24 protein-coding genes and 1 pseudogene are annotated in these 21,560 nt (G+C 62.4%); 12 read left to right on the top strand and 13 right to left on the bottom strand.

What is annotated here, in order from left to right; all coding sequences use genetic code 11:
- Positions 1 to 214 precede the first annotated feature (214 nt).
- Positions 215 to 898: a response regulator gene (locus NKH17_RS07225; protein WP_254818245.1), complete on the top strand. Its 684-nt coding sequence runs from the start codon at positions 215 to 217 to the stop codon at positions 896 to 898.
- Positions 899 to 948: 50 nt separating this feature from the next.
- Here the strand turns inward: NKH17_RS07225 and NKH17_RS07220 are convergent, their stop codons facing one another.
- The 4 genes from NKH17_RS07220 to NKH17_RS07205 form a co-directional block, all read right to left on the bottom strand.
- Positions 949 to 1,176, bottom strand: a complete 228-nt coding sequence (locus NKH17_RS07220; RefSeq protein WP_352477675.1) for a hypothetical protein — start codon at positions 1,174 to 1,176, stop codon at positions 949 to 951.
- A gap of 805 nt (positions 1,177 to 1,981) precedes the next feature.
- Positions 1,982 to 2,515 (bottom strand): hypothetical protein, encoded by a 534-nt coding sequence (locus NKH17_RS07215; RefSeq protein WP_352897289.1) that lies wholly within the window; start codon positions 2,513 to 2,515, stop codon positions 1,982 to 1,984.
- Positions 2,516 to 2,575: 60 nt separating this feature from the next.
- Complete coding sequence (locus NKH17_RS07210; protein ID WP_254818247.1) at positions 2,576 to 3,916, bottom strand: ATP-binding response regulator; 1,341 nt, start codon at positions 3,914 to 3,916, stop codon at positions 2,576 to 2,578.
- A gap of 10 nt (positions 3,917 to 3,926) precedes the next feature.
- On the bottom strand, positions 3,927 to 5,066 hold the full coding sequence (locus NKH17_RS07205; protein ID WP_352897291.1) for an FIST N-terminal domain-containing protein: 1,140 nt from the start codon (positions 5,064 to 5,066) through the stop codon (positions 3,927 to 3,929).
- Between the two features lie 311 nt (positions 5,067 to 5,377).
- Between NKH17_RS07205 and NKH17_RS07200 the strand changes: the two genes are divergently transcribed.
- The gene (locus NKH17_RS07200; protein ID WP_352804117.1) at positions 5,378 to 6,400 is read left to right on the top strand and encodes an acyltransferase family protein; all 1,023 of its coding nucleotides are present in this window, start codon (positions 5,378 to 5,380) and stop codon (positions 6,398 to 6,400) included.
- A gap of 20 nt (positions 6,401 to 6,420) precedes the next feature.
- On the opposite strand, the gene NKH17_RS07195 is transcribed toward NKH17_RS07200, so the two are convergent.
- Positions 6,421 to 6,918 (bottom strand): GNAT family N-acetyltransferase, encoded by a 498-nt coding sequence (locus tag NKH17_RS07195; RefSeq protein ID WP_352804120.1) that lies wholly within the window; start codon positions 6,916 to 6,918, stop codon positions 6,421 to 6,423.
- A gap of 20 nt (positions 6,919 to 6,938) precedes the next feature.
- On the bottom strand, positions 6,939 to 7,703 hold the full coding sequence (locus NKH17_RS07190) for a copper homeostasis protein CutC (protein ID WP_352704589.1): 765 nt from the start codon (positions 7,701 to 7,703) through the stop codon (positions 6,939 to 6,941).
- A gap of 226 nt (positions 7,704 to 7,929) precedes the next feature.
- Between NKH17_RS07190 and NKH17_RS07185 the strand changes: the two genes are divergently transcribed.
- Both NKH17_RS07185 and NKH17_RS07180 read left to right on the top strand, forming a co-directional pair.
- On the top strand, positions 7,930 to 8,373 hold the full coding sequence (locus tag NKH17_RS07185) for an SRPBCC family protein (RefSeq protein WP_352804124.1): 444 nt from the start codon (positions 7,930 to 7,932) through the stop codon (positions 8,371 to 8,373).
- 113 nt (positions 8,374 to 8,486) lie between these two features.
- A pseudogene (locus NKH17_RS07180) lies at positions 8,487 to 8,940 on the top strand (carboxymuconolactone decarboxylase family protein).
- A 27-nt stretch (positions 8,941 to 8,967) separates the two neighbouring features.
- Here NKH17_RS07180 and NKH17_RS07175 read toward each other — a convergent pair.
- Entirely contained in the window at positions 8,968 to 9,870 is a 903-nt protein-coding gene (locus NKH17_RS07175) for a LysR family transcriptional regulator (RefSeq protein ID WP_352646782.1), read from the bottom strand.
- A gap of 128 nt (positions 9,871 to 9,998) precedes the next feature.
- Between NKH17_RS07175 and NKH17_RS07170 the strand changes: the two genes are divergently transcribed.
- From NKH17_RS07170 to NKH17_RS07155, 4 genes are all read left to right on the top strand, one after another.
- Positions 9,999 to 10,286, top strand: a complete 288-nt coding sequence (locus NKH17_RS07170; protein ID WP_352897293.1) for a nuclear transport factor 2 family protein — start codon at positions 9,999 to 10,001, stop codon at positions 10,284 to 10,286.
- 84 nt (positions 10,287 to 10,370) lie between these two features.
- Positions 10,371 to 10,502 carry a hypothetical protein gene (locus tag NKH17_RS07165; protein ID WP_352897295.1) on the top strand — a complete coding sequence of 44 codons (132 nt, stop codon included), beginning with the start codon at positions 10,371 to 10,373 and terminating at the stop codon, positions 10,500 to 10,502.
- Positions 10,503 to 10,561: 59 nt separating this feature from the next.
- On the top strand, positions 10,562 to 11,545 hold the full coding sequence (locus NKH17_RS07160) for an alpha/beta hydrolase (RefSeq protein WP_352897297.1): 984 nt from the start codon (positions 10,562 to 10,564) through the stop codon (positions 11,543 to 11,545).
- Positions 11,542 to 12,096 carry a nuclear transport factor 2 family protein gene (locus NKH17_RS07155; RefSeq protein ID WP_352804136.1) on the top strand — a complete coding sequence of 185 codons (555 nt, stop codon included), beginning with the start codon at positions 11,542 to 11,544 and terminating at the stop codon, positions 12,094 to 12,096. The genes NKH17_RS07160 and NKH17_RS07155 overlap by 4 nt, the downstream gene beginning before the upstream one ends.
- A 249-nt stretch (positions 12,097 to 12,345) precedes the next feature.
- Here the strand turns inward: NKH17_RS07155 and NKH17_RS07150 are convergent, their stop codons facing one another.
- Positions 12,346 to 13,044: a type 1 glutamine amidotransferase domain-containing protein gene (locus NKH17_RS07150; RefSeq protein WP_254818257.1), complete on the bottom strand. Its 699-nt coding sequence runs from the start codon at positions 13,042 to 13,044 to the stop codon at positions 12,346 to 12,348.
- Between the two features lie 168 nt (positions 13,045 to 13,212).
- On the opposite strand from NKH17_RS07150, the gene NKH17_RS07145 reads away from it, so the two are divergent.
- The 3 genes from NKH17_RS07145 to NKH17_RS07135 all read left to right on the top strand — a co-directional run bounded on the left by NKH17_RS07145 (position 13,213) and on the right by NKH17_RS07135 (position 15,187).
- On the top strand, positions 13,213 to 14,121 hold the full coding sequence (locus NKH17_RS07145; protein ID WP_352897299.1) for a LysR family transcriptional regulator: 909 nt from the start codon (positions 13,213 to 13,215) through the stop codon (positions 14,119 to 14,121).
- A 138-nt stretch (positions 14,122 to 14,259) separates the two neighbouring features.
- Entirely contained in the window at positions 14,260 to 14,619 is a 360-nt protein-coding gene (locus NKH17_RS07140) for a nuclear transport factor 2 family protein (protein WP_352897301.1), read from the top strand.
- Positions 14,620 to 14,740: 121 nt separating this feature from the next.
- Positions 14,741 to 15,187 (top strand): nuclear transport factor 2 family protein, encoded by a 447-nt coding sequence (locus tag NKH17_RS07135; RefSeq protein ID WP_352505818.1) that lies wholly within the window; start codon positions 14,741 to 14,743, stop codon positions 15,185 to 15,187.
- Positions 15,188 to 15,242: 55 nt separating this feature from the next.
- On the opposite strand, the gene NKH17_RS07130 is transcribed toward NKH17_RS07135, so the two are convergent.
- Positions 15,243 to 15,674 (bottom strand): cupin domain-containing protein, encoded by a 432-nt coding sequence (locus NKH17_RS07130; protein ID WP_352477692.1) that lies wholly within the window; start codon positions 15,672 to 15,674, stop codon positions 15,243 to 15,245.
- Positions 15,675 to 15,744: 70 nt separating this feature from the next.
- A complete protein-coding gene (locus tag NKH17_RS07125; protein ID WP_352897303.1) occupies positions 15,745 to 16,575 on the bottom strand; it encodes an AraC family transcriptional regulator in 831 nt (276 codons plus the stop codon).
- A gap of 89 nt (positions 16,576 to 16,664) precedes the next feature.
- Here NKH17_RS07125 and NKH17_RS07120 point away from each other — a divergent pair, with 89 nt between their 5' ends.
- Positions 16,665 to 17,864: a M20 aminoacylase family protein gene (locus NKH17_RS07120; protein ID WP_352897305.1), complete on the top strand. Its 1,200-nt coding sequence runs from the start codon at positions 16,665 to 16,667 to the stop codon at positions 17,862 to 17,864.
- Here the strand turns inward: NKH17_RS07120 and NKH17_RS07115 are convergent.
- Genes NKH17_RS07115 through NKH17_RS07105 form a run of 3 tightly spaced genes read right to left on the bottom strand, consistent with a single transcriptional unit; the run spans position 17,842 to position 21,532 of the window.
- Positions 17,842 to 20,064, bottom strand: coding sequence for a xanthine dehydrogenase family protein molybdopterin-binding subunit (locus NKH17_RS07115; RefSeq protein WP_352970463.1), 2,223 nt, complete (start codon positions 20,062 to 20,064; stop codon positions 17,842 to 17,844). The genes NKH17_RS07120 and NKH17_RS07115 overlap by 23 nt on opposite strands.
- Positions 20,061 to 21,050 (bottom strand): FAD binding domain-containing protein, encoded by a 990-nt coding sequence (locus tag NKH17_RS07110; RefSeq protein WP_352477696.1) that lies wholly within the window; start codon positions 21,048 to 21,050, stop codon positions 20,061 to 20,063. Before NKH17_RS07110 ends, NKH17_RS07115 begins: the two co-directional genes overlap by 4 nt.
- Entirely contained in the window at positions 21,047 to 21,532 is a 486-nt protein-coding gene (locus NKH17_RS07105; RefSeq protein WP_352804160.1) for a (2Fe-2S)-binding protein, read from the bottom strand. The genes NKH17_RS07110 and NKH17_RS07105 overlap by 4 nt, the downstream gene beginning before the upstream one ends.
- Positions 21,533 to 21,560: the final 28 nt, after the last annotated feature.

Genomic DNA, 21,560 nt, shown 5'->3' with positions numbered 1-21,560 from the left:
CTGTTCAGTGGATCTGTCGCCGGCACATTCGGCCGATTTGGGCAAACGGGCAAGGCATTGGATGGCGGAAGAGCAGGCCTGCCGCACGGTGCCGCGGAAATCGTCGGTCCATCCTGCTTTAGCCAGCCAAGATGGCAATGTACTATTTGGCAATAAGCTGGCCATGGTTGCCGGACTATTCTAGACCAGACCAGACCGAACCGAAGTGAAGCTAATGACCGCAGTCAACGATCGCGCCCGGTTCCTCATCATCGACGACCATCCGCTGTTTCGCGAGGCCCTGCACAGCGCAGTGCAGATGGCCTATCCGGAGGTCGACACGGTGGAAGCGCGCTCGATTGCCGAGGCGCTCGAGCTTCTGACGGATGCCAAGCCGTTCGACCTCGCATTGCTCGATCTCAGTATGCCCGACGTGCATGGCTTTGACGGGCTGCTGCAGCTCAGGACGCGTTATCCGCGCCTGCCGGTCGTCATCGTGTCCGGCTATGAGGAGCCGAAGATCATTTCCGAGGCGCTGTCCTACGGCGCGGCCGGCTTCATCCCGAAATCGGCACGCAAGAGCGATCTTGCCGCGGCCATCCGCTCGGTGATGGAAGGTGCGATCTATGTTCCCCAGACCTATGAGGGCCGGCCGCCCGACGCCGACAGCACCGACCGCGCCGAGATGGTACAGCGCCTGGCCACGCTGACGCCGCAGCAGCTCAAGGTGCTGCAGATGCTGCGCCAGGGCCTGCTCAACAAACAGATCGCCTACGAGCTGCAGGTCGGCGAGACCACCGTCAAGGCGCATGTCTCGGAAATCCTGCGCAAGCTCAACGTCTACAGCCGCACCCAGGCGGTGATCGAGGTCTCGAAGCTGGACAATGCCGAGCTGTTTCGCGATCCGGCGGGGTTTTGATCGCACGGTCGTCTGCGAATAAAGACGGACTCTTCACGCCTTCTGTTGTTCTAAATTTTCATCAAAAAAACTGAACCAAGATAGAATATTCCATCTTTGTTATAGAAATGAATACTTCCTCCATCGTGCAGGCGAAGACCGCGGTCTGAATCGCTGTCAAACGTTTTATCGTAGTTGAATCCGACAGAGTTAATCATCAGATATTCTGCAACGTCGTTCTTGGTCTTGCCCGCGACGGCTTCAATGTCTGCAATCCAAATCCGGTGACAGCGCACCATGTTTCTTGCGTCGCCTGCCTTATTTTTCGTGGGTTCACGGCTTTGTCGATTTGCAGCGCAACCCGGTCAGCTGCGTTACTTAGTGCGGCAGACCGGGAACGATAGGGCGGGCGAGGCGAGCCATGCAGTCGATCTACGGACAACTACGGCCAGGCGAACAGTAGAAAAGTGCACTGTTGCTGTAATTGCATCTATTAGATCCGAACTTTCATTCCTGGCGTCATTGCTTGTTCCAAATTCTGCAGCTTGTCGCTTCAAGGAACACGATTGACGTATTTCCTTACGAGGTGGCGCGTCTTCTGGTTGGCCGATCGGGACGATGACATTGATGACAAATACGGCTGTAATTATTATCGATCCTCGCTCGAGAGTGACGGCAGCCAACCAGAGCCGTCTGAGCATTGATTTCGGACGTCGACAAAAACGCCGCCGCCACAATTTTCCAAAGAGGAAACTGCTGGCCGCTGCCTCCAATTAGCGATCGAGCGATGATATTGGACGCTCGCTCAAACGGTTCGTCTAAGAGGATGAAAAAGCGGAAAAAATCTCTCACCTCGCTGAGAGGGTAGGAGCCCTTGCTCGTCTCCAAGAGCCACAGACCATGATCGTATCGCAACTGGAATTCTTGCACTGCCTACAAACCCTCAAAGTGAACAAGGACCAATATGCGAAAATCCAATAACGAGCGTTCGTCGTGTCCATTGTATACATGGAACACCTGATCCCTTGCGCAAAGCTAACGCCTCTGAGACGTCAAGCCAGCACATGCGCCAGCACGCCGCGCAGTCGCGCCGGCTTCAGCGGCTCATGTCGCAGAAAACCGCAGCCCCGTCATTCCATGCGACTCATACATGTACTTGAATTTATCAGAAACAATTATATGGAATCTCGTCCCGAAGTTGTCATTCAGGCGAAAAATATCAAACTCGGTCGAGAAACCATCAACAAGCCTTAGCTGATCAATGCGGTATATGTCTCCGTCTTCAAATGTTTCGAAAGTAGACTCGGAAAAGTCGAACCCTTTTATCTCCTCCATGGGTACATATATTTTCAAGTCGCCCCTATCCGTCTTGGCCGTATAAAAGAGGTGCTTGCTTCTCGAAACAATCGGACCAAACGCCTCGAATATCTCGCGCTTTGCAAACAAGACGCCTGGATGAGAGCTTGGTACGAAATCCGAGATATGCAGCGGCCGCTCGTCATCAAAGCGAAAAAGCAACTTACTTTTGTCGACAGGCCCAGCCTCCTCCATCTCGAGGAAAGCCTGGGATCCATTTGTATTTCCGTCGTCGACGAGAATACAGTAGTCTCGGGCGTTTTCTTCTATTCTCCAATACATCCTTGGCCTTTTCAAAATTTGGTTCTGCCTGATGCAGTTCGCCCATGCCCTCAGATGGGATCAAGCCAGCAAATGCGCCAGCAGCGCCCTTAGCTGCGCGGGCTTCAGCGGCTTGCGCATCAGCTCGATGCCAGCGGCGCGGGCGGCGTTGGCGACGGTCTCCGAACCGTCGGCGGTGACGATCAGCGCCGGCACGGCGCGGCCGAGATAATCACGGACCTCGGCGATGGTGGTGGTGCCGAGGTCGCCGCCGTCGAGATGCTGGTCGGCTATGACAATGTCTGGCAACCAGTCGGTATCGCCAAGCATGTCGAGCGCGTCACCGGTCGAGGTGGCGGGGCGCACCAGGCATTGCCAGCGCTCGAGCAGGGAGGTCATCGCCTGCAGCACCTCGATGTCGTTCTCGACCAGCAGCACCCTTGTGCCGAACAGACCGTACCCGCGCGGCCGCTCCATGTCGACGGTGCCGGCGATTGGATCGGCCGTGTCGCCGATCCCGACCGGAACGTCGATATGGAAAATCGTGCCATGTCCGACCTTCGACGAAAACGTGACGGGATGGCCGAGTGCCGCGGCGATGCGGCGCACGATGGCCAGCCCCAACCCCAGCCCGCCGGCGGCAAGCCCGGCATCCGTCGGGATCACGCCCCGATGGAATTCCTCGAACACCGCCTCGCGCTGGTCGTCGGGGATGCCGCAACCGGTATCGGCGACGTCGATGCGGATCGTGTCGCCGCGATGCCTGGTGCCGACCAACACGCCGCCCGAGCGGGTATAGCGCAGTGCATTGGACAGGATGTTCTGCAGGATGCGGCGCAGCAAGGTTCGGTCCGAACGAACGAGCGCATCGACCGGCCGGAACTTCAGCGTCAGCCCCTTCATCTCCGCGACCGGCTGAAAATCCGAGCGCAGAGACGAAAACAGCGTCTCCAGGCTGACATCGGTGATGTCGGGCTGCACGACGCCGGCATCGAGCTTGGAAATGTCGAGCAAGGTGCGGAGCAGGTCCTCCATCGTCTCCAGCGATCGCTCGACCTGGCGGACCAGGTTTCTGCCTTCCTCGCTGGTCTGTACTTCGGCAAGCGCCGAGACCGACAGATGCGCGGCGTTCAGCGGCTGCAGCACGTCATGGCTGGCGGCCGCCAGGAACCTGGTCTTGGACAGGTTCGCCAGCTCGGCGTTTTCCTTGGCTGCGTTCAAGTCGATGTTCGACTGCTCCAGCCGGCGCAAGGTCGAATGCAGCTCTTCGGTGCGGCTGCGCACTCGGCTCTCAAGCGAAATGGCAGTCTGGAACAGCGAAAAAGCATTGCCTTGCTGGTCCATGGAGCGCTCGACGCGGCTGATCAGCGCGGCGTTGATCTTCTTCAGCCTTTCCAGGTCGTCGATGTTCCTGAGCGGCATGCCGGATTTCCTACTCCGCCGCTTCGGCCGCATTGCGTTCACCGAAGGCGATGCCGGTGAAGGTCTGGTTCAGATGCATCGAACGGTACTGTTCGCCATAGGTGCCAAAGCCGAGGACGTTGTTGACCTTGTAGAGTTCCGAAATCTCGCGATAGACCTGCCGATTGCGCGCGTCGAGCCGGCGCAGCACGCAGTCGAAACCGAGGATCAGGTCGATGCCGCCAAGCCTTTCGCTGACGTCGCTGAGAGCGGCGCGGGTCGCCTCGACCATGTCCTTAGGCTGGGCGACGGCAAGCACGACACCATCGTCGATGGCGCAGAAGAACGACAGCGAGCCGTCCGCGTGCATCTTCTGGATTGAACGGCAGTAAAATTCGCCGCCGACTTTCACCACCACCGGGTGCGAGGCAAAACTCAGTGGCGTCAGCATCTGCGCGACGACGCCGACCGAGGCGGCATATTCCTCGGCGGCAATGGTGGCGTTGAATTCGCGCACGATGCGGTGGTCGGGATCGGATGCCGTCACCACCAGCTTCTCGTCGGTGGGAACGAAATTGTCGGTCTTGAACACGTGGAAAGGAATTTCCGTGGTGATCAGCACGATGATGGCGCTGTCGGAGGTCACTTTGCCGTTCGAGATCAGCCGCGTTGTCTCGAATTTCAAGTCATCGCCAGCCGACCCGCCGATCAATGGAATATCGTCGAGCCCCCAATGGATGGCGGAGGTCACCGCTTCTTCGGCATAGGACAGCCCGTCGATCAAGCAGAGCGCGAAAGTGGTGTCGGCTCGCTCGTGCCCGAGGCGCTCGCGTAACGAACGCCTCAGCGCCTCGACTTCGCCGGTAATCCCGTCCATGCCCGATGAGGACAGATTTTCGACCATGGTGCTGGCTGCCGAAAACGAGGCGGAGGGAAGCAGCATCGCCAGGATCTGGCCTTCCTCCAGCCCTTTGGGCGTTATCTCACCGGCCGTCGAGCAGCCGGCATAGTGGAGCGCCGGCGCGCGGGTCTTCAGGGCTTCCGACAGGGCGACGGCCTCTATGAGCCTCTGCGAGAAAAACAGGAGGGCAAACCCGGCGTCAATGGCCACTGCTTCCGCTGCCACCGCCCGGGCGAAGGCATCCGCGTCGGATTCGTCGGTCGTGAGCACCGAGAGGCCGCATGCATAGCGCGTCCGTGACTTGGCCAGCGGCTTCCTCCTCCATTTCCTCCGACGCTTTTTTGTGCGCGTCTGGCGCGCCGGCGTCGAGGTCATTGTTGTCTTGAAGCGGTGCTTTGGCAATGAGCCAACATGATGGATTTGAAGTTTCTACCGTTTGACGGCGTCAGCGCAGCCGCTCACGGACGGAAGCTGTGCGTCCCGTCGGGCGTGTCGTTATCTCGCACTTGCACAAAGTTGTAGTGCACTGCAATATGGCTGGGAATGCGGCCTTGAGCCCGCCTTTCGCAGAGGGGACCGGCATGACGGACATCTCCGCGACGCGTCTTGTCGTGGCCAGGCCTGTCGCCGACACATCGTCAAGGGCGAGGCTTGCCTATCTCGACGGCTGGCGCGGCCTGTCGATCGCGCTGGTGCTGATCGGCCATTTCTTCCCCGTTCCCGGCATCAATCTCGGCGTCCTGGGCGTCGAATTCTTCTTCGTGCTCAGCGGCCGGCTGATGGCCGAGATCCTGTTCGTCGAATACTATCCGCTGAAGAAATTCTTCAAGCGCCGGTTCTCTCGCATCTATCCGGCACTGCTGGTTTTCGTCGTCGTCGCGATGATCGCCTTGTCCGGCACGTTCATCGCCTTCAAGTGGAAGGCGGCGCTGACGGCGCTGACGTTCACCTACAATTACGCCGGAGTTCTCGTTACCCGCGCCGGCTCGCTCGACCATATCTGGTCGCTCTGCGTCGAAGAGCATGCGTATATCATTCTGGCTCTGATCAGCGTCGTCGTCCGTGGACGGTCCCGCGTCATCATGCTGCTCGGCGCATTGTCGCTGCTGGCCATGGCGAACGGCGCCATCTCCTACTGGGTGCTCGCAATAGGCTACGAGGGCACCTATTGGCGCACCGACGTGCACATCGCCTCGATCCTGCTGTCGGCGGTGTTATGCCTGCTCAAGGCCGACGACAGGCTGCCGGCGCTGCTCAAGGGGCCGCACGTTGCCCTGGCGGCCACAGTCGTGGCTGTGCTCCTTTTCATGGCTGCCGTGCCAACCCCCATTCACTATCTGGTCGCGGTGCCGCTGCTGGCGCTCGCCGTCAATTTGCTCGACTTCAGCAGCCGCTACCTGACCGGGTTTCTGTCGTCCCTGCCAATGACGATGCTGGGGCTGTGGTCGTATTCGCTCTATCTGTGGCAGCAGCCCTTTTATCAATTCGTCGACATACAAGGCAGATCGCCGTGGCTGATGCTGGCGGCGGCGTTCGCTTGCGCGCTGTGCAGCTACTATATCATCGAAAGGCCGGCCCGCTCCTGGCTGAACCGCAATTGGTAGGGCGAACGGCGCCCGCCGTTTTAGCCGGCGATCCGCCTTGCATAATACCGCACGGCTTTCCTGCCACCGTGGATTACCGCGTCGCCCACTTCCGCAAAGCCGAGTGCGGCATGGAAGGCGTCCGAAGCCGGATTGGGCGGCTCGGCATTGACTTCGCAGGTGACGATCGCCTGGCTGGCGCGTGACGCCTGCTCGAACAGATCCTCATACAGCCGGCGGGCATGGCCGCGCCCGCGCGCTGCAGCGGCGACCACGACGCGATCGACATAGACGAACCGCGGGTAACGATCGCGAAACCACAGGAAGTTCGGGCTATCGTAGCTGGCGTCCTGGTCGAAGGTCATGATGAAGGCTTCGAGCGAACCGATACGGCGTGCGTAAAACGCTTCGCCGAGCAAGAAGGAAAGGTGGTCGGGTTCGAGCCACGACAATTCGGCGGCGTGCTCGTTGTTGAGCGCGAGGACGGCCGGCTCATCACGCGGCGAAACCCGCTCGATCGGCAAACGCGTTTCGATCATGTTTTTTCTGTCTTCCGGGATCATGTCCGGACGGCGGCAATGGTCGCCGCCACCCTCGCCTCGTCGGTCACGGTGTTGCGGTATTCGCGGTCGAGATCGGTGCCGCCCATGCCGACCCTTGGGTTGCGGTAACGCATGGCACTCGGCACGTCCTTGAGCGCGGCGAAATGCATTTCGCTCAACCCGGTTTTCCTCCGCACCTTGCCGATGTTCTCTGGGTCAAGCCCGCCGCAGCCGAGGATGATGATGCGGTCGCCAGCCTGCCTGACAAGATCGGCGAGCAGGTCAGCGCCCTCGAGCGCCGTGTCGCGCTGGCCGCTGGTCAGCACGCGGCCGACCTTGCAGCGGATCAGTGTCTCCAGCGCCTCTGTCGGGTCGCGCGTCATATCGAAGGCGCGGTGGCAGGTGACGTTCAATCGCCCCGCCGCCTGCACCAGTTCGCTCATGCGCTGTTCATCGATCGTGCCGTCGGCATTAAGGCAGCCGATAACGACACCGGCGACGTCGGTGTCGGCAAGCGCGTGGACATCGGCGAGCATCGAACGATATTCGGCTTCGCTATAGAGAAAATCGCCGCCGCGCGGCCGCACGATGACGTGGAACGGGATCGTCGCCAGCTCGAGCGCCGTGCGCACCGTGCCGAAGCTCGGTGTGATGCCGCCTTCGATCAGGCTGGCACAGAGCTCGACACGGTCGGCGCCGGCGGCTTGCGCGGCCAGCAGGCCGTCTATGCCTTCGACGCAGATTTCGATCAGCGGCAGGCGAGGGCGTTCGGTCTCGGGCATGGGGGATCCGTTCATGATTTCAGCTGGCCAGCGGTAGCATCGGGCATGGTGCGATGAAAGCCGGAAGTGTTGGCTCAATGTGCTTGCGATCGCGCCTGCCATTCCGCCGCTTGACACATTCATAACTTCAGAGTTATACGTAAACGATAGCTGGTGGGTTATTGGTTCTCGTGGAGAGCGCGTTGGTGAACAGACCAGCCAAACCGCAAACAACGGGTCCGAAGTTATGACTGGAGCAACTACAGTCGAAACCAAATCCATTGTCGTCGAGCGTCTCATACCGCACGCGGCTGAAAAGATATGGCGCGCACTGACCGTACCGCATCTGGTTGCCGAATGGCTGATGAAGAACGACTTCGCGCCTGTGCAAGGCCATCGCTTCACCTTTCGCGCGACGCCGGTACCGGGCTGGTCCGGCGTGACGAACTGCGAGGTGCTGAAGATCGAGCCGCCGCGCCTACTCGCCTACAGCTGGGGCGACGGCACCGAATCCGACAGCGGTCTGAAGACCGTCGTGACATGGTCGTTGACGCCCGAAGGTACGGCGACCCGGGTGCGCATGGAGCATTCCGGGTTCCGGGCCGAGGACGAGCGCGGGTACATCGGAATGGGAAGCGGCTGGCCGCGCATTCTCGAGCGGCTTGAGCAGGTGACTGCCTCGCGAAGCTGAAGATCCCTGCGCTCGCCGCAACGCGGCGGCCGGCGAACTGACAGAGCCAAGGATGTCGATACCCCGGATGTTCGGCGTCCGGGTTTGCGAAAACACGCCTGAAGGAGGCCATTATACAAGCACGATTGAAAAACCCGGTGATGCTCATTCCCGGGCCCTGCAGGCGCTGCTCGCGCTGGACAAGTCGACGGAAACGGCCGATCTGTCCTATGTGACGCGCAAGCTCGTCCATTTGCGCGCCAGCCAGATCAACGGATGCAGCGTCTGTATCGATATGCATGCGCCAGAATTGGAGAAGGCCGGTGAAAAGGACGAGCGCGTCTTCACCGTGTCCGCCTGGCGGGAAACACCTTACTTCACCGACGCCGAGCGCGCCGCGCTGGCGCTGACCGAGGCGGCAACCCGGTTGGCTGACCGGCCGGATCCGATGCCGGATGCGGTCTGGGACAGGCCGCCCCGCACTATGACGAAAAGGCTCTTGCCGCCCTGGTCATCCAGATTGCCCTGATCAACGCATTCAACTGCCTCAACGCAACTACCAGGCAGATGGTCGGCGCCTGGGGCTGAACGGGGCCGGGTTCTCGAAAGGTCACATCAGATACGCAGCTTGTGAGCGTTCGCGCGCACGAAGTCGATGAAGGCCCGCAGCTTCGGCGGTACGAGGCGGCGGCTGGGATAATAGAGGTGGAGCGGCTCGTAAGCGGGACAGAAAGGCTCCAGCACCTTGACCAGCGCGCCTGAGGCAAGAAGCGGCGCGGCGAGGCCCTCGACCGCGAAGGCGAGGCCAAGCCCCTGCTCGGCGGCGGTAATGCACAGCAGAAGCGTGTTCGCGACCAGACATGCGTCCGGCGTGAATGCGACTTCGCGTCCCTCCACGATGAACTCCCATGGCGAAATCGCGCGGGTGAGGGCGAATGCAATGCAGCGATGGGCGGCGAGGTCGGCCGGCCGCTTCGGCGTACCATTGCGCGCCAGATAGTCCGGGCTGCCCACCACGACCATCTGCAAGGGCCCGCCCAGACGCGCGCCGATCATGTCTTTGTCGAGAAGCTCGCCGATGCGCAGACCGGCGTCGAAGCCCTCGGCGGCGATGTCTACGAAGCTGTCGTCGAAAATCAGACTAAGCCGCACTTCGGGATAAGCATCCATGAACGGCCGCATCAGCGGCTCGATCAGCAGCGGGGCGGCGATCCACGGCAGACTGAGGCGCAACGTGCCGGCTGGGCGGTCGCGAGCCTCGCGCAGCGCCGCACCAGCCGCCCGGATATCTTCGGCTGCCGGGCGCACATGGTCGAGGTACTGGGCGCCAGCTTCGGTCAAGCCGACGCTACGGGTCGTCCGGTTGAGCAACCGCACCCCCAAGCGCTCCTCGAGCCCCTTGACCGCCTCGCTCAACGAGGCCGGAGCGACGCCGAGCTCGGCGGCGGCGCGGGTGAAGCTTTTGGCCTCCGCAACTTTTACGAAAGCGACGATGCCGCTGAACTGGTCGAGGCGCATTGTAAGGATTTTCCAAATAGCCCTGTCGAATTCTACTGGTTTTTCCGGTGAACAAAAGGCGTCATGTTGAGTCCGACGAACGGGCCTCGGTGTTGGGAACGGCTCGAACAGGGAAGGAAACAGGACCGATGACCAGGCTTGCTTCGCTCGCCGCCGCCGCTCTTCTGGCGGTGTCTGCCGCCCCGGCGAATGGCGGCCCGCTGGAAGACAGCAACATCCAACTCGTCAAGGACTACTACGCCGCTTATGCGACCGGGAATCCCGAGGCCGTCCGGCCCTTCCTCGCACCCGACATCGTGTGGCGCATTCCCGGCCATCATCCGCTTGCCGGCGACAAGCGCGGGCCGGACGAGGTGGTCGCCTTCTTCCGCGGCTTGGCCGACGGCAAATTCAAGGCCGAGCCGATCTTCTTCTAGGCGCAAGGCGACCTTGTCGTCGATGTCCATCGCGGCTGGTCGAATGTCGGCTCGGGTCCCGAGATCGACCAGCTCTACGCCCTGATGTTCCGCATCAAGGACGGCAAGATCACCGAGGCACAGAATTTTTTGACCGACATGTACCAGTCGGACGCCTTCTACTGGGCGCATTACCTGCTGAAGCCACTGCCCGGCCGACTTGCTGGCGAGCGCTGAGACGGCGGTCTTTTTCGCAACGCGCCGCGGTTCTCACTCCAAGCCAAAGGAGACTTGCAATGCTTAAAACCCTGACACTTGCTGCAGCAACCGCCGTGACGCTAGCCGCCTCCAATGCCGCCGCCGCACCGCGCGTCGAGCGCGTCACATTCTCCTCGCACGGTGAGCAGATCGTCGGCGAGCTCTATCTGCCGGAGGATTTGGAGGCGGCAAAACCTCGGCCCGCGGTGGTCGTGACCGGCGCCTGGATGACGGTGAAGGAACAGATGCCGGCCCGCTACGCCCGCGAGATGGCGGATCGCGGGTTCGTCGCCCTGACCTTCGATTTTCGCGGTTGGGGAGAAAGCGGCGGCCTACGCCGCCAGTACGAGGATCCTAAGGCCAAGATCGCCGACATCGAAGCGGCGGTCGCCTATCTCGCGACCCGGCCCGAGACCGATCAGGACCGCATCGGCGGGCTCGGCATTTGCGCCAGTTCCGGCTATATGGTCACCGCAGCGGCCGAAAACGCCGCGATCAAATCGGTCGCCCTCGTTGCGCCCTGGTTGCAGGATGCCGAAGTGGTGGAGCAGGCCTACGGCGGCAGGCACGGCGTCGCCAGGCTTGAGGCCGCGAGCGATGCGGCCGAGGCCGCGTATCGCCGCACCGGCAAACAGGCGTTCCTGCCGGCTGCGAGCCTGTCCGACAAGCGCGCGATCATGTTTAAGGTGCCTTATTACACCGAACCCGATCGCGGCATGATCCCGGCCTGGCGTAACGAGGCCGATCCGGCCTTCTGGCGCGGCTGGCTGAGGTTCGACGCCATCCAGGCTGCCCCGCGCCTGCACCAGCCCTTTCTGATGGTGCATAGCGAGGCGGCTGCCATTCCGCAGGGTGCGCACAAGTTCTACGCGCGGCTGACCAGTTCCAGGCAGGAGCTGTGGCTCGACAACGTCACCCAGTTCGATTTCTACGATCGCGCCGCGCCGGTGAAGGCGGCGAGCGATGCCGCCGCCGCGCACTTCCGCGCGACGCTCGGCAGTGCAGGGGAGGCGGGACAATGAGCTTCGTCACCCGCCGGCATGTCCTGGCCTCGGCGGTTTCCGCTGCGATGGTTTCCGCCGTCTCGGCGCCCGCCTCGAGCGCCCCGGGAGATGCGCTGACGGTCAAAGACAGGATCACAATCGCCGAGGCAGTGGCCGGGATCGGCCTCTATGCCGACCTGCGTGAATGGAACCGGGTCAGATCCTATCTCGCGCCCCGTGTCACGACCGACTATACCAGCCTCTTCGGCGGCGAGGTCACGACCAGCGGCCGCGACGCGCTGATCGCGCAGTGGCAAGCACTGCTGCCGGGTTTCGACGCCACCCAGCACCTCATCACCAACATCATTGTCGAAGGCGCGGGCAATGATGCCATGGCACGCAGCCATGTCCGCGCAGCCCACTGGATCGACGGGCGGTTCTGGACGGTCGGTGGCAGCTATCTCCACCGGCTGGTGCGGACGCCGGAAGGCTGGCGCGTCAAGGCAATCTCCATCCGCCGCTTGTACGAAGAGGGGGATCGCGCCGTTCTGGCCGCTGCGGCCGACCGGGTAAAGGCGGAGGCCAAATGAGTGTTCGGGTTTGCGCATGCCCAGTCACGCGGCGAGGTTGCTCGGAGCATCGGCAACGTGAATATTGATCGAAATGTCGGGGCAGGCTTGGCGCATGCGGCATTAGTGGCGCCACCGCGGAGACAGGACATGACCCTTTCATTGCAAGAGGTTTCGGATCGGCTTGAGACTGTAGCGGGTTCTGAAGTTAATCCGCCGAGTTAATCCGCCGACGCGAGCCGTCGGCAGATCACGGTTGTTCCAGACCGCTCAGGCGGTCTTGCTCTTCCTCTGGCTCAAAGCGCCTAGCAGCGCCTCAGCTGCCTCGCTCGATGATGCTGGGTTCTGACCCGTGATAAGCTGACCATCGACGACTGTGTGGACGCCCCAGTCCTTGACCTTGGAGAAAACCGCGCCGAGGCTGATCAGTTCGTCCTCGACCAAGAACGGCACGACATTCGTGAGACCTACGGTCTCCTCCTCGCTATTGGTGAAGCCGGTGACGTAGCGTCCCTGCACAAACGGCGTGCCGTCGGGACTGGTCACGCGATGCAGAACGCCCGGTGCGTGGCAAACGAGGGCGATCGGCTTGCCGGCCGCGATGAAGGATCCGATCAGCTTGATCGAATTCGGATCTTCGGCCAAATCCCACAGCGGGCCGTGGCCGCCGGGGTAGAAGACCGTGTCGAAGTCCTTCTGGTCGACACTGTCCAGGCGCACGGTTTCTGCGAGCTGCGCCTTGGCAACATCGTCAGCACTGAAGCGCCGTGTAAGGTCGGTCTGGAACATAGGCTCGTCGCTTTTCGGATCGAGAGGCGGCTGGCCGCCCTTCGGCGAGGCGAGGGTGATCTCGGCGCCGGCGTCCTTGAAGACGTAGTAGGGGGCTGCCAGTTCCTCGAGCCAGAAGCCGGTCTTCTTGCCGGTGTTACCGAGAGTGTCGTGGGAGGTGAGTACCATCAGGACTTTCATTGTCAGATCCTTTTCTCAGGTGATGCCGCGCCAATGAGGCGTCGTAGTTGGTTGATTTGGAGCTCAATCGGCCGCGTCGGCTTGTCGATGCACGGATAATGGCACCTGCCCATGTATTTTAGAAATTTATTTCATTTACTTTATATATTCATGTCAGATTATATCTCGATGAGATACGATCTGAACCTGCTCCCGGTTTTCCTCGCCCTGATGGAAGAGCGGAGCGTGACACGGGCAGCAGCGCGACTGGGCATCACCCAGCCGGCGCTGTCCAATTCGTTGAACCGCCTGCGCGACACCCTCCGGGATCCGCTATTCATCCGGGAAAGGTATGGCATTAAGCCGACGCAATTGGCTGAGGAGATCGCTCCGACGATCGATGCAGCGCTGGCGCAACTGGACGATCTCATTTTGAACCAGCAGGAATTTCAGCCAGCAAAGGCCGAACGGCTGTTCACGCTTGCCCCCAACAGTTACGTGGAGCTTGTGTTGATGCCGGCCCTCGTCGCGAGGACGCGTGAGCTGGCGCCTGGTATCAAGCTCCGCATGACAGCATTTGGCAACGATCTCGCCGAGACCGGCGTCATTTCCGGTACCACGGCCCTGGTGATTGGCCGGATCGTCGATCCGCCGGGCAATCTTGTCGTCCAGCATCTTATGGACGATGGGCTCGCCTGCGCGGTGCGCAAGGATCATCCCGACGTTCGAGACCATATTTCCCGAGAACAGTATGAAAGGCTCAAGCACGTGAACGTGCTCCCGCCGGGCCGGCTGCGGGCGGGCCTCTTCCAGGCATTGGAGCAACAAAACCTCAAGCGAGAGATTGCCCTTTCTGTCACGCACTTCCTGGCCGTGCCAGAGATGCTTGCCGTCACGGATTACTGCGCAACGCTGCCGAGACTGATCTGCCGCAGCCTTGAGAGGGATCCGCGCCTGAAGATACTACCGCCGCCCGTCGACCTCGGCACTTTTCCAGTGCAGATGGCTTGGCACATTCGCTACCGCCACGACCCAGCCCACAGGTGGTTGCGTTCGATGATCGGCGAATTGGCAAAAGAAATGGCGTCGGAGACCTAAGACGGCTTTCTTGTATCCGCGTTGATGTCCGCAGAGGCCAAACCGGGCCATTCATCGTGCCGTATGCCGAGCACCAGATCCGGACTTGCCCGAGCTATCAGCAAGCGGCAGCTAGGGTCGCACCATGCCGCCAACTAAGTGCTGTCCGTCACGATCGACTATACCAGCCTCTTCGGCGGCGAAGCCGCGACCAGCGGCCGCGACGCGCTGATCGCCCAGTGGCAAGGGCTGCTGCCGGGCTTCGACGCCACCCAGCACCTCATCACCAACATCATTGTCGAAGGCGCAGGCAATGACGCGGTTGCACGCAGCCATGTCCGCGCAGCCCACTGGATCGACGGGCGGTTCTGGACGGTCGGTGGCAGCTATCTCCACCGGCTGGTGCGGACGCCGGAAGGCTGGCGCGTCAAGGCAATCTCCATCCGCCGCTTGTACGAAGAGGGGGATCGCGCCGTTCTGGCCGCTGCGGCCGACCGGGTAAAAGCGGAGGCCAAATGAGTGTTCGGGTTTGCGCATGCCCAGTCGCGCGGCGAGGTTGCTCGGAGGATCGGCAACGTGAATATTGATCGAAATGTCGGGGCAGGCTTGGCGCATGCGGCATTAGTGCCGCCAACCGGACATGACCCTTTCATTGCAAGAGGTTTCGGATCGGCTCGAGATCGAACAGCTGCTTGTTCGCTATTGCTACGCTGTGGACGATCGCGACTGGGACGCCTATCGCAAAATATTCACACTCGATGCCGTGCTTGACGACACTGTAACAGGTGGAATCAGGAGCGGTGTGGATGAGCATGTCGCTTACATGAAAGGCGCCCTTTCGAAGATATTGATCTCGCAGCACGCCATTTCGACAATCCTTCTGGATCTCCGAGGGGATGAGGCCAGCGCGCGCGTGCATTGTTCATGCCCGATGGTGGTCGACCTCGGCGAAGGCAAAAGGCAGGTCTTCTTCCAAGGGCTCTGGTATCGCGACCGCGTCGTACGCACGTCCGAGGGCTGGCGCATAAGTGAACTTGTCGAGGAAGGCTATTGGAATCACAATTTGCCGGAGGGGTTCGCGTTCTGACGTCGGTTACGCGCTATGCTGGATCCGCCCCGGACGCCATTTTCAGACGTGGCAGCTACTGGCGCAACACGGTGTTCTTGGTGCCTTCTTCGACCTGGTCGATGACCAGCAGCTTGACCGGATCGGCGCCGACATTGGTCGCCTGATGCCATTGCCCGATCATCTCGATGATGAAATCACCTGTTTGATAGGTGTTGCTCTTGCCGGTCTCGACGTTGGTGACCTGAAGCGTGCCAGCCTCGACATAGGCATAGCGCGGAAACGGATGCTTGTGGACCGGCAAGGTCGCGCCCGGCGCGATCTGATAGGCCGAGACCAGGACCTGGACGTTCTTCTGGGGCAGCGTGATCGGCTGGCCGGACGCGGTCTCGGTGCGAGAGGCAAGCGGGGTCACGACAACCGGCGTCCCGCTGGCATCCAGCGCCTGGGCGCTGTTTGCAAACAGTGCAGCCGTGAGCAGCAGCGTCGGTGCCAAGATTTTTCGCATGATTCCCCCCGAACTGCGTCAGCATTGCGCAGCAAGCTTTGAGGCGCAAGCTTGTCTGTTCAGGAGCGCCTTATCCCGCTCTTCTGAACATGCCCGGCGTCATACCATGCATGGCCCGGAATGTACGGGAAAAATGGCTCTGGTCGGCGAAACCCGCCGTAATAGCGGCGTCGGCGAGGCCAAATCCCTGTTCGATCAGCGCGCTCGCCCGGCGCAATCGCCGGTCGCGGATATAGGCCGCCGGCGTCAGGCCAATTGCCTTGTTGAAATCGCGGATGACCTGGAACCGGGTCACGCCAGCCGCGCCGGCAAGCCGCTTGAGGTCGAGCTGCGAGCCAAGCTCGCTTTCGACAAGATCGCGGTAGAGCGAAAATCTTCGCTGCGATCCGCAGCTTTCGATCTCTTCGGCCGGTCCGCTCGAGTCGCCATGCCGAACGATCAGTTGTCTCAGCGCCACGAGCAGGGACGTCTCGGCCGTCATTGTGTCCGGGGATGTCGAGCCGTGGTGCGCTGCGGTCAATGCTGCGGCGAGACTGCTGTCTTCGATCGTCGCGCGCGAAAACACCGGAGCGCCGTCGCGGCCGAGTTCGCGGGTAAGCGCGGTCATCATCGGCACCGAAGGATAAAATGTCCGGTAGGCCCAGCCTTCATCCGTCCCGCGTTCGCCGTCATGCCACTCTTCAGGATTGACGACGGCAATGGCGCCCGCCGGAGCGAGAACGCGTTGACGGCCGATGCGAATGCGCTCGCAGCCGGCGGTGATCAGGGCGATCACATAGGTCGGGTGCGTGTGCAGGTCGTAGCGGTGCTGGGTGAAGCGCGCCTCGAACAGGCCCAGGTCGGGGAAGCACGGATGGCGCCAGTATTTCCCGGTCTCTGCCGCTTCGTTTGTCTTTGCCATGGTCAATCCGGTTCAAGACGCTTTTCGTCGGGCCTTCTATGGCTGGCAGGATCAAACCGCGCCGCCTTGCCGGCGTGAAAGGAGGCATCATGCTGCATAATGACCCCATAGCCGCGCTGACACCAGAGGTCATAGGCTGGCGGCACCATATCCATGCCAATCCGGAGCTCGGATTTAATGAATACGAAACGGCGCGTTTCGTTGCAGAGAAGCTGCGCTCCTTCGGCGTCGACGAGGTGCATGAAGGGATCGGCGGCACCGGCGTCGTCGGTGTCCTGCGCAGCGGTGGCGGCGCACGCGCCATCGGCCTTCGCGCCGAGCTCGACGCGCTTCCGGTGCTGGAGAAAACCGGCTTGGCCTATGCCTCCAGGAAAGAAGGAGTAATGCACGCCTGCGGCCATGACGGCCACACCGCCATGCTGCTCGGCGCCGCCAAACTGCTCAGTCAATCGCGCACCTTCGACGGCACCGTCACTTTCATCTTTCAGCCGGCCGAGGAAAACGAGGGCGGCAGCATGCGCATGATCGAGGACGGCCTGTTCAAGCGCTTTCCGGTCGAGGCGGTCTATGCGGTCCACAACTGGCCGGGCGTCAGGCTGGGGACGATCGCTGCCCGCGCTGGTGTGCAAATGGCGGCCGTGGATAATTTCGAACTGATCTTCGAGGGTCTTGGCGCGCATGCCGCGATGCCGCAGCTCGGCGATGACCCGATCCTGGCCGCCGGCGCCTTCGTGCAAGCCGTCCAGCGCATCGTCAGCCGCTCGGTCGACCCGCAAAGCGCGCTTGTCGTCAGCCTCACGCAGATCCATGGCGGCAATGTCGGCAACATCGTGCCGGGCAAGGTCTGGCTGCAAGGCACCTGCCGCTTCTTCGAGCCCGAACTTTCCGATCACTGCGAGAGGCTGATCGGCGAGATCGCACAAGGCATTGCCGCCGCGCATTCGCTCAACGCCAGGCTCGACTACCGGAAGGGCTATCCGCCGCTGATCAACACGGCGGACGCGACGACCCGCGCCGTCGAGGCGGCGGCATCCGTCGTCGGCCGGGAGAATGTCCTGACCGAGTTCAGCCCCAGTCTCGGCTGCGAGGATTTCGCTTTCATGATCCGCGACGCCGGCGGCTGCTATGCGTGGATCGGTGCCGGCGAGGTCGGCCCGGGCGAAGGCCTGCACGGCGACCGCTACGTTTTCAACGACGAGATCGTGCCGACGGTGATGCGCTATTACGTCAACCTCGTCGAGCAGACGCTTCCGCGGGCCGGTCCTTCTACAGCAGTTTTTCCGGCGTGATCGGCAACTCCCGGATCCGCTTGCCTGTGGCGTCGAAGACGGCATTGGCCACCGCAGCGGCAACGCCCGTGGCGCCGAGCTCGCCGATGCCCTTGCCGCCGATCGGGCTGGCATGCTCGTCCATTTCGTCGACAAAGTGGATTATGATGTCGCCGGGAATGTCGGCATTGACCGGAATGGCGACCCCGGAAAGGTTCTTCGACAGGAACCGCCCAAGCACTGGTTCGTGCCTGCTCTGCTCCCTCGCCGCCATGCCCCAGCCCCAGATGATGCCGCCCGTCATCTGGCTGCGTGCGGTGCGGGGATTGACGATGCGGCCGGCGCTGTAGCTGCCGACGGCGCGACGAAGCCTGAGCAGGCCGAGCCCCGGATCGACGCCGACCTCCATGAAAATCGCGCCGAAAGTGCGCATGGCGAGGCCTTTGCCATGCTGCGCCGGATCGAACGAGCCGGAGCCGATGATCTCGCCGATGTCGGTATGGCTCATAACGTCGGCGATCGTCTGACCGCCGGCAGCGCCTTTGCGCCGAATCTTGCCGTCCTGCATCTCCACCTCGTCCGGCAGCAGATTGGCAAGACGGGCAAGCTGCGAACGCGCATCTTCGGCGGCGGCAAGCACCGCCGCGCCCACCCCCATGGTCGATGACGAGCCATAGGTCGGTCCCGCCTCCGGCAGCTCTGTATCGCCCATTTCCAACTCGATCTTCTCCATCGGCAGGCCCAGCACATCGGCCGCGATCTGCGGAAAGATGGTGAGTGTTCCGGTCCCTATGTCCTGGGTGCCGGTGCGGATGAGCACCCTGCCGTCCCTGTGCAGCCTGACCTCGGCTGCAGGCGTCGGGTGGCGGAAACAGCCCATGCTGCAGGTTGCCATGCCGTAGCCGATCAGCCAATCGCCATCGCGTTGCGGCTTGCGCGGGCGCTCGCGCCAGCCGAACAGGCGGGCGCCTTCCTCATAAGCCTCGCGCAGCTTCTTCGATGACCAGGGCTGGCCGGTGGCCGGATCCGTGTCCGCATGGTTGATCAGACGCAGGTCGAGCGGATCGATGCCGAGGCGGTGGGCGAGCTCGTCCATCGCGCTTTCGAGGGCCCAGGTACCCGGACCCTCGACCGGCGCGCGCAGCGCCGTCGGCATGGCGACGTTCGCGCGCTCGACACGCTGGCTGAGACGCATGGCCGGCGTGGCGTAAAGACCCTTCGAGGCTTCGGTGGCGAACTCGACGAAATCGTCGCTCACGGTGGTCAGGTTGACCACGTCCTGTTGCACGGCGGTCAGCTTGCCCGACCTGTCCGCCGCCAGCACGATCTTCTGTGCCATGCGCGGCTGGTAGCCGAGGCAGGAATAGGCATTGGCGCGGCTCAGCGCCAGCCTGACCGGGCGCTGCATGATGCGCGCCGCGGCGGCGGCCAGCACCTGATGCGGCCAGATCCAACCCTTGCCGCCGAAGCCACCGCCGGTATGGCGGGAAATCACGCGGACCTTCCCGGCGGGGACATTCAAACGGGCGGCAAGCACCTGGCGGACACCATAGACGTGCTGCGTGGCGTCGTGCAGCGTCAGCTCTCCGTCGTTCCACTCAGCGAGCGTCGCCGAGGGCTCCATGGCGTTGTGGTGGCGCGACGGCTGCAGGTAGACGGCTTCGACCATGGCGGCTGCGTCGCTAAGCCCGCGGTCGACGTCGCCCTTGGTAAATGTCGGCTCCAGGAACAGGAAGCCGCTCTCCCTCGGCACGACCGCAGCCTTGTCGATGGCGGTCCACTCCGGCGTTGCCGGCAATTCCGGCTCGGCGAACTCGAAGCGCAATGCGACGTGGCGGGCACCGGCCTCCGCCGCCTCCAGCGTCTCGCCCAGCACAATGGCAAGCGGCTGACCCTCGTGACGTATCTCGTCGCCCTGCATGGGCATGAAGCTCTGCGCTGCCGGTGGGCCTTCGGCCTGCTGCATCTGCGTATCGGGCTCGGCCCTCGGCGATGCGAACCGGCCGAATTTGGGCATGTCCTCATGCGTGAGCACACGCACGACGCCCTTCTCGGCGAGCGCGTCGTCGACCATGATCGACGTCACGCGGCCGGCCGGAACGGGCGCGGTCACGAGTACCGCATAGAGCAGGTCGGGGGCGAAATAGTCGGCCGCATAGCGGGCGCGGCCGGTGACCTTGACGCCGCCGTCAGGGCGGGCAACAGGCTGGCTGATCATCATGACGACATCCTCGCTGCTCTTTCGATCGCCCGCAAAGCGGCGGTCTTGGCCAGTTCGATCTTGTAGGCGTTCTGCGACAAGGGACGCGCTTGGGTGAAGGATTGCTCGATAGCGGTGCTCAACGCCTCGCGATCGCCGATTTCGGCACCGGCGAGCTGCTCCTCGGCGGCGCTCAGCCGCCACGGCCGCAGCGCCACGGACCCCAGCGCCAGGGCGGCCCGACGGATGGTTTGGCCGTCCATCTCCAGCACAGCGGCGGCAGAGACGATGGCGTATTCGTAGGATTCGCGCTCGCGCACCTTGAGGTAAGCCGATCGCGGCGCCGGCGCCGGCAGCTCGATTGCCGTGATCAGTTCGCCTTGCTGCAACACATTGTCTGCCTCGGGCCGCGTGTCGGGAAGCAGGTGGAATTCCGCTGCCGGAATGCGCCGGCCGCCGCTGCGGTGCGCGGTGACGATGACCGCATCAAGTGCTGCCAGCGCCACGGCCGGGTCGGATGGCTGGGTGGCGACGCAATCCTCGGTCCAGCCGAATATCGCGTGATTGTCGTTGATGCCATGCAATGCCGAGCAGCCGGAGCCGAGCTGACGCTTGTTGCATGGCAACTGCTCTTCGGCACGGAAATAGGCACAGCGCGTCTTCTGCAGAAGATTGCCGCCTATCGTTGCCAGGTTTCTCAGCTGCGGCGATGCGGCGTTGAGGATCGCCTGGCTCAACACCGGATAGTCGCGCACGACCAACGCATGCAGCGCGACATCGTTGAGATGCATCAGCGCGCCGATCGTCAAGCCGCCGCCGGGCAGTGCCTCAACCTGATCCAGCCCGTCGAGGCGGGAGATGTCGATGATCCGGGTCGGCTCCGCAATGCCAAGGCGCAGCCAGTTGAGCAATTCGGTGCCGCCGGCGAGAAAGGCGCTGTCCGGCGCGGCACCGGCTGCGATCGTGTCGCCCAGGCTGTCGGCGCGTGCATAGACGAATGGGGTCATTGGCTCGCCCTCCCGGCCGCTGCGCGCACCGCCTCGACGATTTGCGGATAGGCCGAGCAGCGGCACAGATTCCCGCTCATCCATTCGCGGATCTCGGCATCGGAGCCGGTATGTCCCTCCTCGATCAGCGCCGCCGCTGACATCACCTGGCCGGGCGTGCAGAATCCGCACTGAAAACCATCATGATCGATGAACGCCTGCTGCACGGGATGAAGCGCATCGCCGTCCGCCAGCCCTTCGATCGTGGTAACCTCGCGTCCTTCGCAGGACACGGCAAGTATCATGCAGGCATTCACACGCCGCCCGTCGAGGTGCACGGTGCAGGCGCCGCACTCGCCGAAATTGCATCCCTTTTTCGTTCCGGTCAGATGAAGCCGCTCGCGCAGCAGGTCGAGCAGCGTGACGCGGGGATCGAGATCGGAAAGGCTGTGATCCTCTCCGTTCACCCGCAACTTCAATAGGTGCCGATCGTGGAAGTTCATGTGGGGTACCTCGAAGCACATGCCGTAC

Source organism: Mesorhizobium sp. M1334 (assembly GCF_040317995.1).
Classification (GTDB): Bacteria; Pseudomonadota; Alphaproteobacteria; order Rhizobiales; family Rhizobiaceae; genus Mesorhizobium.
This window is presented reverse-complemented; position numbering and strand designations above follow the sequence as displayed.

Excerpts from the sequence above, each read along its gene's own strand:
- NKH17_RS07225 (WP_254818245.1), top strand. The coding sequence starts at position 215 with ATGACCGCAGTCAACGATCGCGCCCGGTTCCTCATCATCGACGACCAT.
- NKH17_RS07220 (WP_352477675.1), bottom strand. The coding sequence starts at position 1,176 with ATGGTGCGCTGTCACCGGATTTGGATTGCAGACATTGAAGCCGTCGCG.
- NKH17_RS07215 (WP_352897289.1), bottom strand. The coding sequence starts at position 2,515 with ATGTATTGGAGAATAGAAGAAAACGCCCGAGACTACTGTATTCTCGTC.
- NKH17_RS07210 (WP_254818247.1), bottom strand. The coding sequence starts at position 3,916 with ATGCCGCTCAGGAACATCGACGACCTGGAAAGGCTGAAGAAGATCAAC.
- NKH17_RS07200 (WP_352804117.1), top strand. The coding sequence starts at position 5,378 with ATGACGGACATCTCCGCGACGCGTCTTGTCGTGGCCAGGCCTGTCGCC.
- NKH17_RS07195 (WP_352804120.1), bottom strand. The coding sequence starts at position 6,918 with ATGATCGAAACGCGTTTGCCGATCGAGCGGGTTTCGCCGCGTGATGAG.
- NKH17_RS07190 (WP_352704589.1), bottom strand. The coding sequence starts at position 7,703 with ATGCCCGAGACCGAACGCCCTCGCCTGCCGCTGATCGAAATCTGCGTC.
- NKH17_RS07185 (WP_352804124.1), top strand. The coding sequence starts at position 7,930 with ATGACTGGAGCAACTACAGTCGAAACCAAATCCATTGTCGTCGAGCGT.
- NKH17_RS07175 (WP_352646782.1), bottom strand. The coding sequence starts at position 9,870 with ATGCGCCTCGACCAGTTCAGCGGCATCGTCGCTTTCGTAAAAGTTGCG.
- NKH17_RS07170 (WP_352897293.1), top strand. The coding sequence starts at position 9,999 with ATGACCAGGCTTGCTTCGCTCGCCGCCGCCGCTCTTCTGGCGGTGTCT.
- NKH17_RS07165 (WP_352897295.1), top strand. The coding sequence starts at position 10,371 with ATGTTCCGCATCAAGGACGGCAAGATCACCGAGGCACAGAATTTTTTG.
- NKH17_RS07160 (WP_352897297.1), top strand. The coding sequence starts at position 10,562 with ATGCTTAAAACCCTGACACTTGCTGCAGCAACCGCCGTGACGCTAGCC.
- NKH17_RS07155 (WP_352804136.1), top strand. The coding sequence starts at position 11,542 with ATGAGCTTCGTCACCCGCCGGCATGTCCTGGCCTCGGCGGTTTCCGCT.
- NKH17_RS07150 (WP_254818257.1), bottom strand. The coding sequence starts at position 13,044 with ATGAAAGTCCTGATGGTACTCACCTCCCACGACACTCTCGGTAACACC.
- NKH17_RS07145 (WP_352897299.1), top strand. The coding sequence starts at position 13,213 with ATGAGATACGATCTGAACCTGCTCCCGGTTTTCCTCGCCCTGATGGAA.
- NKH17_RS07135 (WP_352505818.1), top strand. The coding sequence starts at position 14,741 with ATGACCCTTTCATTGCAAGAGGTTTCGGATCGGCTCGAGATCGAACAG.
- NKH17_RS07130 (WP_352477692.1), bottom strand. The coding sequence starts at position 15,674 with ATGCGAAAAATCTTGGCACCGACGCTGCTGCTCACGGCTGCACTGTTT.
- NKH17_RS07125 (WP_352897303.1), bottom strand. The coding sequence starts at position 16,575 with ATGGCAAAGACAAACGAAGCGGCAGAGACCGGGAAATACTGGCGCCAT.
- NKH17_RS07120 (WP_352897305.1), top strand. The coding sequence starts at position 16,665 with ATGCTGCATAATGACCCCATAGCCGCGCTGACACCAGAGGTCATAGGC.
- NKH17_RS07115 (WP_352970463.1), bottom strand. The coding sequence starts at position 20,064 with ATGATGATCAGCCAGCCTGTTGCCCGCCCTGACGGCGGCGTCAAGGTC.
- NKH17_RS07110 (WP_352477696.1), bottom strand. The coding sequence starts at position 21,050 with ATGACCCCATTCGTCTATGCACGCGCCGACAGCCTGGGCGACACGATC.
- NKH17_RS07105 (WP_352804160.1), bottom strand. The coding sequence starts at position 21,532 with ATGAACTTCCACGATCGGCACCTATTGAAGTTGCGGGTGAACGGAGAG.